This is a genomic window from Caballeronia sp. (assembly GCF_028292365.1).
Taxonomy (GTDB): domain Bacteria; phylum Pseudomonadota; class Gammaproteobacteria; order Burkholderiales; family Burkholderiaceae; genus Caballeronia.
Genome location: NZ_JAQGMM010000361.1, coordinates 12670 through 29479, shown reverse-complemented (window position 1 = coordinate 29479; position 16810 = coordinate 12670). Strand labels below are relative to the sequence as shown.

The following is a 16810-nucleotide window of genomic DNA, read 5'->3' as shown; positions in this document are numbered from 1 at the left end:
CGTGGCCACTGTCGCCACCGTGACCGCTGTTGCCGCTATCGCCGCCGTGACCGCCATCGCCGCCGTGACCACTGTCGCCACCGTGACCGCTGTTGCCGCCGTGACCGCTGTCGCCACCGTGGCCGCTGTCACCGCCGTGACCACTGTCGCCACCGTGACCGCTATCGCCGCCGTGACCGCTGTTGCCGCCGTGGCCGCTGTCGCCACCATGACCGCTGTCGCCGCCGTGACCGCTGTCGCCACCGTGACCGCCATCGCCGCCGTGACCACTGTCGCCGCCGTGACCGCTGTCGCCACCGTGGCCGCTGTCACCGCCGTGACCACTGTCGCCGCCGTGACCGCTATCGCCGCCGTGACCACTGTCACCGCCGTGGCCGCCGTTATTGCCATGACCCCCGTCATTGCCATGACCGCCGTCGCCACCATGGCCGCCGTTATTGCCATGACCCCCATCGTTGCCATGACCGCCGTCGCCGCTGTGGCCTCCATCATTACCGTGGCCGTCGTCTCCTCCGTGACCTGATCCGCTGCCAGTACTACCACCGGAGTTTCCTCCTGAGCTACCACCAGAACCACTACCGGTCGACCCCGAGCCGGTTCCCCCGCCGTCCGAGCCGCCGCTGGAGGCACCGCTACCGTTGCCTCCACTGCCTCCACTTCCTCCACCATTCCCCGACCCACCGCTTCCGCCGCTAGAACCCGATCCACTACCTCCGCCGGCGCCGCTGCCGCCCGAGCCACTACCGGACGCACCGCTGCCGCTACCACTACCAGTTCCTCCACCGTTCCCAGACCCACCACTGCCGCCGCTAGAACCCGATCCACTACCCCCACCGGCGCCGCTGCCGCCTGAGCCACCACCGGACGCGCCGCTGCCGCTGCCACCGCCACTTCCCCCACCACTCCCCGACCCGCCACCTCCGCCGCCAGAACCCGAGCCACCACTCCCGCTCGCGCCGCCGCCTCCACTTGCTCCACCGCTTCCCGACCCACCGCTTCCACCGCTTCCACCACTTCCACCGCTAGATCCCGATCCACTACCGCCACCGGCACCTGAAGAGCCGCTTCCGTGTCCGCCATTGCTGCCTGATCCCGTGCCGCCATTGTTGCCGCTGCCGGACCCCGATCCGTTCGAACCACCGGCAGACGCCCCTGATGTACCACCGCCACTGCTACCCGACCCCGTACCTCCGCCCGCTGCGCCACCCGACGAGCCACCCGACGCTCCGCTCCCCGTCCCCTTGCCCTGGTTACCTGATCCCGTACCGCTGCCTGAAGTCCCGTTCGACGAACTATTGCCGTGCCCTTCAGCGGCGATGCCTGTTTTAGACCCGGCCGACGCGACAGCGAAGCCCGACTCCTCCGAACTAGATGTATCGGACTCCATGCCATATCCATCGTTCACGGGTCCGCAATTGCCCGCCATCAACTTGTGGTGGCTGTCATAACAAGGCAACAACGGTGCTGCCGAAAGCGATGGACTTCCGGTTTGCGCATTGGCCATCGGTGGAATAGCGCTGGCGATAACTATGCAGCTCACTCTAAGAGCGGCCTTCAGATTTATTTTATAAGTAGTACTCATATATCCCCCGGATTGAAACGCGTTTTCATTCCGCGTTCCCCGTCAATCAAGGACGCGATGTGATCCTAGAATGACAGCCTGAAAGCAGCGTTCTGTACGCTGTGCCACGTGAGTCGGGGGAGATGATTCGAAAGGGTACGAGAGAGCGCAGAGAACGTTTGCGCGCGCAGGTCGAAGCTGTATGGAAAACCCGGAGCCTTAATCGAAAACCCTGATATACCCCTGTTTTATAAGGGTTTTTATTAGTTTCGAACACCCGTCACGTAGTCGATTCCGACAGGCCCATACCTTGAGCAACGCAACTCAAACATGTGAAAACCAACCATCAACGATGCACTTGTCGGGGCTGCCACGTCATCTTGTACCCACAGCAAGGAGTTGGCGAGGCAATCGAAAGACACGACGCAAATCACAACAACGGGTATGGAAACACCGGCGTGATTGCTGCGGGGGAAAAATAAAGCGAAGGATGTTAAAGCGGAGGGTAAGGAGGTCGCCGCCGCCAACCGAACTTATCTATCGGCTGGCCAGCAGTCATGCAATCAACTGCATAGGTATTTTCAAGCCGGCGGGTCAGGTCACCGGCGCCGGATTGAACAAGGTAAGCGCGTTATGCAGTTTCAAATGCTCGGCACACGTCTGCTTGCGTCCGCTCGCCACGTCCAGCATCAAGCGGAACAGCTCCCAGCCTACGTCTTCAATCGTCGCATCGCCGGTTGCAATGCGACCTGCATCGATATCCATCAGGTCATGCCAGCGGCGTGCCAGATCGGAGCGAGTCGCGACCTTGATGACGGGTACTTCGGCCAGGCTATATGGCGTGCCTCGCCCCGTGGTGAACACATGCAGATTGATACCGGCGGCGACCTGCAGCGTGCCGCAGATGAAATCACTCGCGGGCGTTGCCGCGAAGATCAGCCCCTTTTGCTTCACCTTCTCTCCCGGCGACAGCACTCCCGAGATAGCTGAATTACCGGACTTGATGATCGAGCCCATCGCCTTTTCGACAATATTCGACAACCCGCCTTTCTTGTTTCCCGGCGTCGTGTTCGCACTGCGGTCCGCGCCGCCGCGCTTCAGATACGTGTCGTACCACTGCATCTCGCGAATGATCGCCTGCGCGACCTCGGCGTTGGCGGCACGGCTCGTCAATTGGTCGACGCCATCGCGAACTTCGGTCACCTCGGAAAACATCACCGTCGCGCCCGCACGCACGAGCAGATCGGTCGCAAAGCCGACTGCGGGATTCGCCGTGAGTCCGGAGAAGGCATCGCTGCCGCCGCACTGCACGCCGATCACAAGATCGGCGGCAGGACATGTTTCTCGCCGCCGCCGGTTCAGCCGTTCAAGATGATGCGTAGCAGTCCGCATGATGGAATCGATCATCGACTGGAAACCGACGTGCGCGTTGTCCTGCAGCACGACAACATCGCCATTCGAATTATCCCCTGCTGTTGCGATCGGAATCGTGCCGACGGGCATCAGGCGCTCAGGCTGCAGTTTTTCGCACCCGAGGCTCACGATCATCACTTCACCGCCAAAGTTCGGATTCAAACTAATGTTGCGCACTGTGCGAATAGGCACCATGGCATCGGGGGCGTCGATGGCAACACCACAACCGTAGGTATGTTCGAGCCCGACAACATCATCTACATTCGGATAACGCGGCAACAGTTCGGCCTTGATCCGCGCGACCGCATGCTCGACCACGCCCGACACACATTGCACGGTCGTAGTAATCGCAAGAATATTGCGCGACCCGACCGACCCGTCGGCGTTTCGATACCCCTCGAACGTGAACCCTTCCAGTGCAGGCATATCGGGCGCCGCGCGCGTGGCGATCGGAAGGTCCTCCAGACCCGGCGGCTCCGGCATGCGGATCACGTGTTCGTTGATCCAGCTCCCTTTGGGCAAGACCTTCAACGCGTACCCGATCACCACGTTGTAGCGCACCACGGCTTCGTTCTCGGCCAGATCGGCGAGCGCCACCTTATGGCCTTGCGGTACACGCTCGCGCAACACGAGACCATCGGCGAATACGGCGCCTTCGGGCAAGCCGCCGTCGTTGACGACAATCGCCACATTGTCCTGAGGATGAACACGAATGTAGAGAGGGGACTGTTCCATTTTCAATCGAACCTTAAGGTGACTACTCGTAACTTCGCGCCCATCACTGCCGCTGTTCCTTGACGCGTGAAACGAGTTGCGTCGGGCTCACGAACTGCAGCGCGATCAATACCCATACCAGCGTGATCGCCATGTAGATCATCGCCATTGCATCGATGGATTGAGGCGCACGAACACCCGTCGAAAAGACCGCGTAGTACAGCGCGACCACCAGCGTCTGCGTTGTCGGCCCGGCGGTAAAGAACGTCAGTTCGAACATGCCGATAGTGCGAACCAGCACCAGCAAGCCTGCTGCCAACATGCCAGGCATCAGCAGCGGCAGCAGCACATAGCGGAAATACTTCGCCGTGTTTGCTCCAAAGATACGCGCGGCCGCTTCAAGATTCGGGTCGATCTGTTCAATGAACGGCGTCATCACGAGAATAACGAATGGCAGCGCCGGCACCAGGTTTGCAAGGATCACGCCGCTCAACGTCCCGGCAAGACCGACCTTGTACATGACGGTTGCCATCGGAATGCCGTAGGTGACGGGCGGGACCATCAGCGGCAGCAGGAACACAAGCATCGCGAAACGCTTGCCACGAAATTGCACGCGGGCAAGCGCATACGCGGCCGGTACGCCCAATGCGATAGAAAGGAGTACTACCGCGCCGACCACCTCGACCGTCACCCATAACACGCTCGCAAGCTGGAAGTCGCTCCATGCCTGCGCGTACCAGTGCAGCGTGAAGCCCGGCGGCAGCAGCGTGCCGAACCAGCGCGTCGCAACCGAGTTGACGGCAACGGTTGCAATCAGCAACAGGACGTTGAACAGGAAAAATGCCATCGCGCCCCAGACGAACATCTTCCAGAGCCGGTCCCCCAGGCTGACGCGCGGTTTCATCGGCTTGGCCGGTTGTGCGCCGTCGTTGCGGCTGTCGCGAGGAGCCGATGCATGAGTGGAAGCCGTCCAGGCGGGTGCATGATTATCGGTTGCCATCAGCCTTTACCTCCGGTCACCGGACCCGTGTAGAAGAAGCGGCGCGTGCTCAGCATGCCTGCCACCACCAGCAACTGTACGAAACCCATCACCATCGCTATGGCGGAGGCGAGGGAATAATCGTAGCTTTCGAATGCGGCCTCGGCCGCGGCTATCGAGATCACCCGCGTTGGTCCGGCAGGCGCACCGAGCAGCACTGCCGACGGAAACACAGAGAACGCCTGCACGAACGACAAACACGCGGCCATGGTCAGCCCGGGCATCAGCAGCGGCAGGTAAATTTGTCGAAACTGCTCCCAGGGACTGGCGCCCAAGGTGGCCGCAGCGCGCGCAAGCGTTGGGTCAATGCCGGTCACATACGAGAGCGTCAGGAGAAAAGCGAACGGAAAGCCCGACACGATCAGCGATATCAACACGCCCCAATAGTTATGCGTGAGACGCACTTCATCGCCATATAAATGCAGTCCGTGCACCGCCTGCGAGAACCAGCCGTTCGGACCAAAGTAAGTCAGCATGCCGTCGGCGATCAGCACTGTGCCCAATGTCACCGGGATCACCAGCAACGTAGTCACGAACTTCTGATACGGCGAATTACGACGCAACGCGAATGCAACCGGAACCGAGAGACCCACGTTGATGATCGTCGCCGGCACCGCAAGCTTCAAGGTGACGATGATGGTGGGCCACATCGCGGTATCGGTAAAAAAGGCGATGTAGTTGGCGAACGCGGAGCCACCGTTCATCGGCTGGAATGACAGCACGAGGCCGTACACGAACGGATAAACAAACAGCGCGAGGATGAAGATCAGCGCGGGAGAAACCAGCCACGCTTTCGCGTCGCGCGGAACGGCGGAAGGAAGCGGAACCATCGGTGAGTTCATGGCGTTTCCCCGTCATACACCAGCGTGCGCGAGGGCGGAACACGCAGGCAAATTCGTTCACCCACCGCCACGTCACCCGTCACGCGTGCCCACAGATTGCCGAACGCAGCCTTCACGCGGATCAGCGAATCGTGGCCGCCGTATTCGACTGTCAGCACCTCTACGTCGAACGCATTTTCGGCGCCTGGCGCTGCGCGATCCAGATCCTCGGGACGCATCGCGACACTCACGCGCTTGCTCTCGAAACCCGCCATTGGCATGCCGATCAATCGCACACCATCCGAGCTCACGGCCACCGCTTCCCCTTGCATGCCTTCGAGCGTAAATTGAGCCACGTTCCGATACCCCATGAACCGCGCGACATGCAGGTTGCCGGGCCGCTCGTAGATTTCCTTCGGCGACGCAACCTGCTGCACGGCACCCTCACGCATCACGACAATGCGGTCGGCCATCGACAACGCCTCGTCCTGATCGTGCGTCACGTAAATCGTCGCACGTCCGAGCTGGCTGTGAATGCGCCGGATCTCGGCGCGCATTTCAATGCGCAACTTGGTATCGAGATTCGACAGCGGTTCGTCCATCAGCACGAGCGCCGGTTCGATCACGATCGCGCGGGCGATAGCCACGCGCTGCTGCTGGCCGCCGGACAATTGCCCCGGCAGCTTCTTCTCCTGACCGACGAGCTGCACCATCTGCAGCGCTTCATACGCGCGACGGGCGGCTTCGCTCCTCCCCACGCCGCGCATCTTGAGGCCGAAACCGACGTTGTCGAGCACGGACATATGCGGGAACAGCGCGTAGTTCTGGAACACCATGCCGAAGCCGCGTTTTTCCGGCGGCAGGACGTCGATACGCTGATCGTCGAGCCAGATCCGTCCGCCGGTCAGCGGTTGCAAGCCGGCAATGCAATTGAGCGCGGTCGACTTGCCGCAACCGGACGGCCCGAGCAACGCAATGAATTCGCCGCGCTGGATGTTCAAGGCAAGACCACGGAGCGCCGCGACCGCCTGACCTTCGGCGTTCATGAAACTGCGGCTGACCGAATCAAGACGCAACTCATCAAACTGATGCTTCATGGCAGGTTCCTGAGACTAAGAACGACACCGTGCGACGGACTTGCTTGATCGCCTGGAGCAATCATCAAGCCGCCGCACGGCCGCAAAAAAAACTTCGGCATCCAAAATTACTTCGACTTCTGCGAACCGATCTCGCGGTCCCACTTCTGGAACGCGGCAACCATGGCAGATGCACTCAACGGCACCACGTGCGGACGGTCAGCCAGCAGCTTCGCGTATTCCGGACGGCCGTACTTCTTGATGACTTCCTGGCTCTTCGCCGGCGCTTGATCGATCGTTACACCCTTCACTACCGGACCCGGATAGAAATAACCGTCGTCGAAGGTCATTGCCTGCTGCGCGGGCTCAAGCAAGAAGTTCATCATCTTGTAGATCACGTCGAGCTTTTCCTTCGGCACGCCGTTCGGGATCACCATGTAATGAGCGTCGTTGACCCACGTCATGTTGTCGAAGGCCTGGACCTTGTATTCAGCCGGCACAAGGCCGAGCGCGCGCGGGTTGATGTCCCAGCCCGTCACGGTCACCGTCATGTCGCGCGAGCCTTCGCCGAGTTCCTTCATCACCGCCGACGTACCGCCCGGGTAGTAAGGAATGCAGTCGTTCAGTTGCTTGAGGAACGCCCAGGTCTTGTCCCAGCCGTTGATCGGGTCTTGCGGATTCTTGTCGCCGAGCACATACGGCAAGCCCATCAGAAACGTGCGGCCAGGACCGGAATTAGCGGGGCGCGCATAGATCAGCTTGTCCGGATGCGCCTTGCACCACGCGAGCAATTGCTCAGGCGTTTTCGGCGGATCGGTCACCTTGGCCGGGTTGTATTCGATCAATGGACCCGCAGGCATGTACGTCACTTCAATCCCGTAGCCTTGCGCCAGGTCCTGCATCTTGCGCGGACCGGGTGCGTATTTATCGAGTACGCCGGGGAATGCCGCGGCCTGATCCGGCAGCAGTTTCATCCAGAGCTTTTGTTCGATACCCGCAGCAAGCGCGTCCGTGCCGGTCAGCACAATGTCGATATCCGAGCGGCCGGCTGCCTGCATCGCCTTGATCTTGCCGGGCAACTGCGGCGCGGGTGCGTTGGTGAACGTGATGTTGGAGACGAGTTGCGGGTACTTCGCCTTGAAGGCCTCGAACGCCTTCTGCGTCAGTTGCAGGTTGCCCGCAACGTCCACGATGTTGATCGCCACCGGGTCCGCCGCGTGCGCGGCAGGTGCTGTGATTATTAACACTGCAGTAGCCGCGGTCACTGCCGCCACGGCGCTCAACGCCATGTGCAGCACCCCCAGCTTCGCCGACAAACGGCCGGACAGAATCATTTCGTCTCCTCGCTCTTTGTATGGATTTTATTGCGGATCGAGTCAGTCCGATGCCGCCACGCGACACAAATGAACCGCAGCAAAGTCAGCTTCACGGTGCATTTATCGATGTATGTTGTCGTATGAGAACATAACTGCGACAGGGCGCGTTTTCTATCACCGTAAACCCTTAACCGCGATGGTTTCGGCCCCCCGCAAAGGTCGGATGGATATCGCCTTAACCCTTATGGATGCTCATTCCCACGATTTGAAGCAGCGCTGGGCCAGATCGATCAGGAGATGGTGTGACATCGGATGTGGACGCGAGGTAGCCGGGCACGTTGTACGACAACCTATCTTTTGAGCAAATGAAGAAACCGGGTGTTTGGTAGCGCGCAAAGAAAACGAATGAGAGATTTTTGCCCGAAAGGGCGCTCCCCAGCGCGCGGAGCGCCGGGCAAGCATTGTTGCTAACGTCAATCTCAGTGATTTGCCGAGGCGGGCTGCATCGGAGCATCGGCGGCCGACGCACTAGACGACACATCAACCGACGCATTCACGTTCGGCATTCCAGCCACACTCGCAGCCGTACTCGCCTGCCCGCTGCCTGTCGCCGCGACCGAGAATGCAAAGGTATTGATGCCCTCAGCGCTCGTAACAGACACCTTGCCGCCATGCATTTCCGCGGTGGCCTTGACGATCGAAAGGCCCAGTCCATGATTCTCGCGGCTGTTGGTCCGCGAGACCTCGGCGCGGTAAAACCGGTCGAATAAATGATCGAGCACGGCGGGCTCAATAGGCTCCCCTGGATTGGCGACGGCGACGCGGACCTGGTCGCCTTCACGCGCAATCGACACCATGATGCTCGATCCCGGCGCGCAATGCTGGATCGCGTTCATCAGGAGATTGATACACGCACGGCCGAACAGCGATTTGTTCACGCGCACAAGCGCGTCGCCCGTATAGACCGCGCGCACGTGCGCCTCCTCGAGCGGGATCTCCAGGAATTCCAGCGTATGAGCAACCTCTGCAGCAAGCGATGCATCGACAAGCCCTGTGGCGCGTTCACCTTGATCGGCTCGTGCGAGAAACAGCATGTCGTTGATGATTGCCCGCATGCGCTCGAACTCTTCCAGGTTCGACTGCAACGTGTGACGCAGGTCATCGACGGAACGGTTGCGGGTCAGCGCCACTTCGGTCTGCCCGATCAGGATGGTGACGGGCGTGCGCAACTCGTGCGCGACATCGGCATTGAACGATTCAAGCCGCCCGTACGCGCCGTCAAGACGCTCAAGCGCCCCGTTGAAGGAATTGGCGAGATCGTTGAGTTCCAGCGGCAACGAGCGGGTATTGAGCCGCTGCGAGCGATTGTTCGGACTCACGGCAGACGCGTCCCGGGTCAACCGCGTAAGCGGCGCAAGCCCGATGCGGGTGACCGAATAACTCAGCAGCAGCACACCGAGACTGCCCAAGGCGGACAAGGCGGCAAGCGCAAAGCCGAATGCGCGCATGGTCCGGGCGTTGGCTGAATAACCGGCCGCAACCTGCAGCATGACGGCCGGCCGCTGGCCATAAGCGGGCAGCGTCACCGTGTTGGCGAGCATGTCATTTTCGCTGCCGGGGCCGGTTCGCACTCGTTCGTAGCCGCCCGACCAGCGGTCCATGACCTGTCCGGTGACCGGCTTGCCGAACTGGTAAGCCGAATCGGCGCTCCATACTGAATACAGCGTGACGCCGTCGCGCGGCGTCATGTCGGTGAGTTTTTCGCGCGCTATCTTCCATTTTTCAGGCGTGACCGCGTGATAAACGATGATCCGCGCGATCTGCGTGCGGTCGTCGAGCGACTCGCGCAAATGCAGTTCGAGTTGCGTGCGCAGCACCAGGAAAAGCCCGGTTCCGACCAGCGTGAAGACAAACAGCGCGACGGCCGCGAACATGAAAGCCAGACGCCGGGCGATGGATCGATTCATGACGTTCCCGCTTCTTCGCGGACCTCCAGCACATAGCCCATGCCGCGCACCGTGTGCAGTAATTTGGTCGGAAATGGGCCGTCCAGCTTGGCCCGCAGGCGCTTGATCGCAGTTTCCACCACGTTGGTATGGCTGTCGAAATTGACGTCCCAGACCAGCTCGGTGATCGCCGTCTTCGACAGGATATCCCCCTGGCGGCGCGCCAGCACGCTCAGCAACTGGAATTCCTTGGCCGTCAGGTCCAGCCGCACGCCATCACGCGTGGCGCGCCGGCCGATCAGGTCGACGTACAGGTCGCCCAGCGAGATCAGCGTCGACTCCTGCACGCGGGTGCGCCGCGCCAACGCGTGAAGCCGTTCGACCAGCTCCAGGAAGGAGAAAGGCTTGGTCAGGTAATCGTCAGCGCCTTCGCGCAAACCCCGCACCCGGTCGTTGATCTGGTCGCGCGCGGTCAGCATGATGACGGGGGTGGCCTTATGCGCGCGCAGCGCCTTCAGCACGCTGAAGCCGTCGCGCTTGGGCAGCATCACGTCGAGCACGATCACGTCGTAGTCGAATTCGATCGCGAGATGCGTGCCTTCCTCGCCGTCAAGGGCCACGTCGACTATCCACCCCTGCTCCGTCAAGCCGGAGCGCAAATAGTCAACCACCTTGTGTTCGTCTTCCACGATAAGCAGTTTCATGCGCGCCTTCTTATGTACGTTTTCCCATTATGGGAAAACGTTATCTCTCCCCTGCGGCGAGTGGCGAAACCCGGTCTGCGAGGCCCGGTCTGCCGTGGTCCGGCACGGATCACGTCACTCGCGTGTCAAATCAGTTTGGCGGGTTGCTCGTGGTTGCCGCCGTCTTCTCCGGTGCTGCCGCGTTGACATCCCAGCCGCCCCCCAGCGCCTTCACCAGCGACACCGACATCGTCCATTGCTGGCCATGAATCTGTACATCCTGACGCTCGCTCGTGAGCAGCGACTGCTGGGCGGTGATCACGTCGAGGAAGGCAACCAGGCCACCCGAATAACGATCGTTGGCAAGCGAGAGCAAACGCCGCGCGTCGGTAACGGCTTCCTGCGATTCCTTCGATGCAGCATCGAGCACCGACAACCCGGTCACCCCGTCCTGCACCTGCTGGAACGCATTGAGCACGGTCTGGCGATAAGTTGCCTCGGTCGCCAGATAACCCTCGCTTGCAAAGTCGACATTGGCGGCACGCCGGCCGCCATCGAAGACGACTTGTCCGAGCGTGGCGCCCAGCGTCCACATCAGCGTGGGCGCGCTCAACAGGCTGGCGAACTGCGTGCTTTCCCAGCCGATACCCGGGGTCAGCGAAAGGCTCGGGAAAAACGCGGCTTTCGCCACGCCGATCTGCGCGTTTGCAGCCGCCATCGCGCGTTCGGCTGATGCAATGTCGGGGCGCCGCTGCAACAGATCGCTTGGCAGTCCGAGCGGTATCGTGGGGACGGTGGTATCGATCACCTTCGGCGCAATCGCGAATTGCGGTGCGGGCACGCCGATCAATGCAGCGATCGCATGTTCGAACTGGGCGCGCTGGTTGAGCAGCAAACGAGCCTGGACCCGCGTGGAGTCGAGTTCGGACTTCTGTTGCAGCACGTCGAGTCCGGACACCGAGCCCAGGTCGTGCTCGGTGGTCACGTAATCCAGCGCCTTCTGCTGCAGGACGACTGACCGGTTCAGCACGTCGATCTCGGCATCGAGTTCGCGCATCGAAAAGTAGTCGCTCGCGAGGTCCGTGGTCAGCACGAGCCGCGCGTTGGCGAGATCGTCGCGTGATTGTTCGGCGGACGCTGTTGCGCCCTCGACTTCGCGGCGAATCCGGCCGAACAGGTCGGTGTCGTAGTCGATGGTCGGACCGACCTGGATGTTGTTCTGCACCGTCGACTGGGTCGGCGTGGCGTAGTTGGTCAGCGGCCGGTTCTGCGATATCCGGAAACGCGATGCGTTAGCGCCCAGATCAACTTCGGGCACCTGCTGCGCCTTGTTGTTCGCAAGCGTCGCACGTGCCTGCGCGTAATGTGCGCTGGCGGCGGCGAGCGTCTGGTTCTGCGCAAGCGCCTGCTGTTCGAAGCCATTCAACGATTCATCGCCGAAGCTGGTCCACCATTGCGGGTCTATCGCCGCGTGCGACGGCTCAGCGACACGCCAGTACGAGTCGGTATGCCACGCAGGCGGCGTGTCGGCGTGAGGCTGCTTGTAGTCCGGCCCGACTGTGCAGGCGGACAGCAGCATCGCTCCCGACGCCATCACGGTTGTGCTGGTGATCAGGGCCTTGAGGGTCGTGACCCGTGGCCACTGGCGCGCGCGCTTCACGACGTCCCCTTCTTGGCAGGCTGCTTCGCCGGCGCGATCAACACGTGGTCGCCGTCCGCAATCGAGTCGCTCGGATTGATGATGATCTTGTCGGTCGCTTCAATGCCGCTTTCAATCTCCAGCGACGGCCCCAAGTCCTGCGCAATCACGATCTTGTGCAGGTTGACGTTGCCGTTCTGGTCAACCACCGCTACCCGCGGCCCTTCGGAGCGGAACAGCAGCGCGTTGCCCGGCACTAGTAAGGGCGCCCGCACGGTCGCCGGCAGCGCGACCTGTACGTAAGCACCCGGGCGCAGCTTGTTATCCGGATTGGGCAGGCGTACTTCGATCTGCAGCGAACGGGTCGGGACATCGATTGCGCCGGAGATATGAGCGATCGAGCCGTGGAACTGCTGGCCCGGCAACTCTGCCTGCGTGACGATGACATCCTGCCCTTGCGCCACGTTCTGGGCGTAAGCCTGCGGCAACTGCACATAGACTCTGAGCGGATCCGACTGCGCCAGCGCGAAGAGCGCACGGCTGGCGCCGCTGCCGGCATCGATCAGGTCACCTACATCTACATTGCGCTGCGTCACCACGCCCGCGAACGGAGCGACAATACGCTTGAACGATTCGAGCTGCGTCAGCCGCTGCACGTTGGCGTTGGCAGCCGCAAGATTCGCCACGTCCTGGTTATAGGTGCTCTGACGTTCATCGAGCTCCTGCTGCGAGACGGCATCGCGTTGACGCAGTTGCTGCCAGCGCTCGAACGAACTCTTTGCAAGCACGAGACTTGATGACGCCTGGTCGCGTTGCGCCACCGCCTGCTTCAGTTCCTGGTCGATCTCAGGCGTATCGAGATCAGCAAGCAACTGGCCTTGCTTCACCCGCGTGCCGATATCCGCATACCAGTGCAGCAGATAACCCGTAGCGCGTGCGTAGATAGGCGACTCCACATAACCGCGCAGCGTGCCCGGCAGCAGGGTGTTGCCGCCGCCCTCCGCCTGCTTGGGCAAGACGACGTTCACGTACACCTTCGCATTTTGCTGCGAGGTTGCAGCCACCTGATGGCTTTGCATCACGTCCGACACCACCGTGCGTCCGGCGCCCAGCACCAGCAGGACCAGCACCACGATGACGGCGATCTTCGCCCGTTTCCATTCACGGCCCCGAGGTGGCAACGCGTGCCCGTCCTCGGTGTCCCTTGCGGGAATCGCCAGCGAAGCATGAGATTTTTCTGTCATATCAGTCAGCCATATTTAACTTGGAGCATGCTCGCCGGCGCCATGGTTGGGGCCGTCGTGGCTTGGGTGGTTGCCTGAACCGCCGCCTGAACTACCGCCGCCATGATCGTCCCGGTCACCCGCCGAACGATCATGCCGCCGGGCCAGCCGGCTATGAATACCCGCAAACACGAGCGGCACGAAAAAGAGTGTGGAAACAGTAGCAAACAGCAATCCACCGATCACCGCGCGGCCGAGCGGTGCGTTTTGTTCGGCGCCCTCGCCCAAACCAAGCGCCATCGGAATCATGCCGATGATCATGGCGAAGGCCGTCATCAGCACAGGGCGGATACGGCTCGCCCCCGCTTCAAGCGCCGCGGTCAGCGGCGGTGCACCGGCTTGCAGCCGCTGGCGCGCGAAGGACACCATCAGGATACTGTTTGCGGTCGCCACGCCCATCGTCATGATGGCGCCGGTGAGCGCCGGAACGCTCAAGTGCGTGCCGGTGAGGAACAGCATCCAGACGATACCGGCAAGCGCCGCCGGCAACGCGCTGACGATGATCAGCGGATCGACCCACGACTGGAAATTCACCACGATCAGCAGGTACACCAGCACGATCGCCATCGCCACGCCGACACCCAGGCCGAAGAACGACGAACGCATGGTCGCGACCTGGCCGCGCACGACGATCTGGCTACCGCGCGGCAAGCTGGCGCGTGACTGGTCCACGAGCTTGTCGACCTCTTTCGCAATGCTGCCGAGGTCGCGCCCTTCCACGCTCACGAACACGTCAATGACGGGACGGATGTTGTAGTGGGTAACCACGGCGAACTGGTTTTTCGGCGTGACTTGCACAAGGTTGCCAAGCAGTTGCGTGGGCCCGTTGGCGCTGCCGGAAACCGGCGTACGCAGCAGTTCGTCAATCGATGACACCTGGTACTGAGGGGTCTGCACCGCGACCGAATACTCAACACCGTTCTTGTTGTTGAACCAGAAACCCGGCGATGTCTGCGAGCTTCCCGACAGGGAAATCAGCACGTTCTGCGCGACGTTGCTCGCGGTCAGGTTGAGCTGCTGAAGCCGGGTGCGATCCATCTGCAGGTTGAGGGCAGGCTCGTCGAGCTTCTGCTGGATATGCGTGTCCACGGTGCCGGGAATCCGCCGGATCGCCTTCATCAGCTTCGCCGCCACGTCGAAATTACCCTGCTGGTTCGCGCCGGATATCTGCACGTCAATGGCCGCCGGCAGGCCGAAGTTCAGGATCTGCGTGACGATGTCCGCAGGCTGGAAGAAAAACTCGACGCCCGGAAAGCGCTGCGGCAACACGGCGCGCAACTTGTCCACGAAGTTCTGCGTCGGATCGTGGTCCGGCTTCAACGCCACCTGGATCTCGCCGTCGAGCGTACCGATCGTGCCCGCATTGCTATATGACAAGTTGATGCCGCTATACGGCAGGCCGAGGTTATCGAGGATCGTGTTGAGCTGAGCCGCCGGCACGACCTGCCGGACCACCTCTTCCACTTGATCAGCCAGCCGCGCGGTTTCCTCGATGCGCGTGCCGGTCGGCGCACGCATATGCAGGCGGATGTCGCCGGCGTCGACGGTCGGGAAGAAGTCCTCGCCGAGCACGAACACCAGTCCTACCGACAGCACGCAAAAACTGAGAAACACCGTTGCGAACATCCGGCGCCGCACGAGCAGCGTGCTCAGGATCATGATGTAGGTGGCGCGCATGCGCTCGAACCCGGCATCGAAACGGTGATACAGCCGCATGAACAGATTCGGCTTCGAACCGTTCTTCGGCTTGTGCGCGTGGCCCATCAACAGCATCGCCAGCGTGGGAACCAGCGTACGCGACAGGATGTACGACGCGAGCATCGCGAACACCACGGCTTCAGCGAGCGGCACGAACAGGAATTTCGCCACGCCCGTCAGGAAGAACATCGGCACGAACACAATACAAATACACAGCGTGGACACGAGCGCGGGAACCGCGATTTCGCCGGCCCCTTCAAGAATGGCCTCGTGCAAGTCCGTGCCCATGTGCAGGTGCCGCTCGATGTTCTCGATCGTCACCGTTGCATCGTCCACCAAAATACCCACCGCCAGCGCGAGCCCCCCCAGCGTCATGATGTTGATGGTCTGTCCGAGCGCATGCAGCACGAGCAATGACGAGAGGATCGACAGTGGAATGGAGACCGCGATGATGCAGGTGCTGCGCCAGTTGCCGAGGAACAGCAGGATCATCGCGGCCGTCAGTGCCGCGGCAATCAGCGCTTCGCGAATCACGCCCTGCACGGCTGCCTTGACGAACACCGACTGATCAAACAGCGGGGTAATCGTGAGGTCCGGCGGCAACGAGGCCCGGGCGTTCGGCAACAGCGCATAAAGAGAATCGACGATGGACAGCGTCGACGCGCTGCCGTTCTTCATCACCGACATCAGCACGCCGCGATGCCCGTTCTGACGCACGATATTCGTCTGCGGAGAGAAGCCGTCGCGTACATGGGCGACCTCTCTCAGGTAAGTGGTTGCACCATTAAGCGTGCGCACCGGAATGTCGTTCAGCGCGGCGATGGTGGCCGGCGAACCATTCATGTTGATCGTGTATTCCTTCATCCCGATCTTCGCCGTGCCGGTCGGCAGGATCAGGTTTTGCGCGTTGAAGGCGCTCACCACGTCCGACGGCGTCAGGCCCTTCGCCAGCAACGCGCGCGTATCCAGATCGACCGAAATCAGCCGGCTTTTACCACCGTACGGATACGGCACGGCCGCACCGGGAATGGTCACCAGTTGCGGGCGCAGGAAGTTCAGGGCGGTGTCGTTCAGGTCCTGCTCGGAGAGCGTGGTACTCGACAATCCCAACTGGATCACCGGAATACTGGAGGCCGAATAACTGATCACAAGCGGCGGCGTGGCGCCGGGCGGCATCTGCTTCTACTGCGCCGGCTCAACGGCCACCGTTTGAGCGATGGCAGTCTGGATGTTCGCGGTGGGTTGCAGGAAGACCTTCAGGATGGCAATGCCCGGCAGCGACTGCGACTCGATATGTTCGATGTCGTTGACGGTGGTGGTCAGGCTGCGCTCATTGACCTGCGTAATGCGATTGGCAACGTCTTCGGCTGACAGGCCCGTGTAAGTCCAGATGATGCTGACGACAGGAATGTTGATTTCCGGCAGGACGTCGACCGGCGTTGTCAGGAGCGCAAACGGCGTCGCTAACAGGATCAGGATGGCCATCACGATAAACGTGTAGGGCCGCTTTAGCGCAACGTTGACGATCCACATTGAGACGCGCTCGAAAAAAGCAGGAAAGGAAAAAGAACCGCTGGAATGCAACGACGCCGTTCAGGCAGGGCCTCTAAAGCTGGGCCTC

The 16810-nt window shown here is 61.4% G+C and carries 11 protein-coding genes and 1 pseudogene; 2 read left to right on the top strand and 10 right to left on the bottom strand.

The window, feature by feature from the left end; translation table 11 throughout:
- Together JWR14_RS22140 and JWR14_RS22135 are read left to right on the top strand one after the other, a co-directional pair.
- Positions 1-523, top strand: a 523-nt coding sequence (locus JWR14_RS22140) for a hypothetical protein (RefSeq protein WP_299711532.1), incomplete at its 5' end; no start/stop codon positions are given.
- 556 nt (positions 524-1079) lie between these two features.
- Positions 1080-1448 (top strand): hypothetical protein, encoded by a 369-nt coding sequence (locus JWR14_RS22135; RefSeq protein WP_299711529.1) that lies wholly within the window; start codon positions 1080-1082, stop codon positions 1446-1448.
- 707 nt (positions 1449-2155) lie between these two features.
- On the opposite strand, the gene garD is transcribed toward JWR14_RS22135, so the two are convergent.
- The 10 genes and pseudogenes from garD to JWR14_RS22085 form a co-directional block, all read right to left on the bottom strand.
- Entirely contained in the window at positions 2156-3709 is a 1554-nt protein-coding gene (garD, locus tag JWR14_RS22130) for a galactarate dehydratase (RefSeq protein ID WP_299711527.1), read from the bottom strand.
- A gap of 43 nt (positions 3710-3752) precedes the next feature.
- On the bottom strand, positions 3753-4688 hold the full coding sequence (locus tag JWR14_RS22125; protein ID WP_299711524.1) for an ABC transporter permease: 936 nt from the start codon (positions 4686-4688) through the stop codon (positions 3753-3755).
- Positions 4688-5569, bottom strand: a complete 882-nt coding sequence (locus JWR14_RS22120) for a sugar ABC transporter permease (protein WP_299711522.1) — start codon at positions 5567-5569, stop codon at positions 4688-4690. Before JWR14_RS22120 ends, JWR14_RS22125 begins: the two co-directional genes overlap by 1 nt.
- Positions 5566-6645, bottom strand: coding sequence for an ABC transporter ATP-binding protein (locus JWR14_RS22115; RefSeq protein ID WP_299711519.1), 1080 nt, complete (start codon positions 6643-6645; stop codon positions 5566-5568). Before JWR14_RS22115 ends, JWR14_RS22120 begins: the two co-directional genes overlap by 4 nt.
- A gap of 107 nt (positions 6646-6752) precedes the next feature.
- A complete protein-coding gene (locus tag JWR14_RS22110; protein WP_299711539.1) occupies positions 6753-7913 on the bottom strand; it encodes an extracellular solute-binding protein in 1161 nt (386 codons plus the stop codon).
- Positions 7914-8419: 506 nt separating this feature from the next.
- Positions 8420-9907, bottom strand: a complete 1488-nt coding sequence (locus JWR14_RS22105; RefSeq protein ID WP_299711516.1) for a heavy metal sensor histidine kinase — start codon at positions 9905-9907, stop codon at positions 8420-8422.
- Positions 9904-10590 carry a heavy metal response regulator transcription factor gene (locus JWR14_RS22100; protein WP_047846805.1) on the bottom strand — a complete coding sequence of 229 codons (687 nt, stop codon included), beginning with the start codon at positions 10588-10590 and terminating at the stop codon, positions 9904-9906. The genes JWR14_RS22105 and JWR14_RS22100 overlap by 4 nt, the downstream gene beginning before the upstream one ends.
- A gap of 130 nt (positions 10591-10720) precedes the next feature.
- Entirely contained in the window at positions 10721-12163 is a 1443-nt protein-coding gene (locus JWR14_RS22095) for an efflux transporter outer membrane subunit (protein ID WP_299711536.1), read from the bottom strand.
- A 62-nt stretch (positions 12164-12225) separates the two neighbouring features.
- On the bottom strand, positions 12226-13452 hold the full coding sequence (locus JWR14_RS22090) for an efflux RND transporter periplasmic adaptor subunit (protein ID WP_299711511.1): 1227 nt from the start codon (positions 13450-13452) through the stop codon (positions 12226-12228).
- Positions 13453-13467: 15 nt separating this feature from the next.
- A pseudogene (locus JWR14_RS22085) lies at positions 13468-16722 on the bottom strand (efflux RND transporter permease subunit).
- Between the last annotated feature and the right edge of the window lie 88 nt (positions 16723-16810).

Bases quoted from the DNA above. Each gene is read 5' to 3' on its own strand.
- garD (WP_299711527.1), bottom strand. From the start codon at position 3,709: ATGGAACAGTCCCCTCTCTACATTCGTGTTCATCCTCAGGACAATGTG.
- JWR14_RS22125 (WP_299711524.1), bottom strand. From the start codon at position 4,688: ATGGCAACCGATAATCATGCACCCGCCTGGACGGCTTCCACTCATGCA.
- JWR14_RS22120 (WP_299711522.1), bottom strand. From the start codon at position 5,569: ATGAACTCACCGATGGTTCCGCTTCCTTCCGCCGTTCCGCGCGACGCG.
- JWR14_RS22115 (WP_299711519.1), bottom strand. From the start codon at position 6,645: ATGAAGCATCAGTTTGATGAGTTGCGTCTTGATTCGGTCAGCCGCAGT.
- JWR14_RS22110 (WP_299711539.1), bottom strand. From the start codon at position 7,913: ATGGCGTTGAGCGCCGTGGCGGCAGTGACCGCGGCTACTGCAGTGTTA.
- JWR14_RS22105 (WP_299711516.1), bottom strand. From the start codon at position 9,907: ATGAATCGATCCATCGCCCGGCGTCTGGCTTTCATGTTCGCGGCCGTC.
- JWR14_RS22100 (WP_047846805.1), bottom strand. From the start codon at position 10,590: ATGAAACTGCTTATCGTGGAAGACGAACACAAGGTGGTTGACTATTTG.
- JWR14_RS22095 (WP_299711536.1), bottom strand. From the start codon at position 12,163: ATGGCGTCGGGAGCGATGCTGCTGTCCGCCTGCACAGTCGGGCCGGAC.
- JWR14_RS22090 (WP_299711511.1), bottom strand. From the start codon at position 13,452: ATGACAGAAAAATCTCATGCTTCGCTGGCGATTCCCGCAAGGGACACC.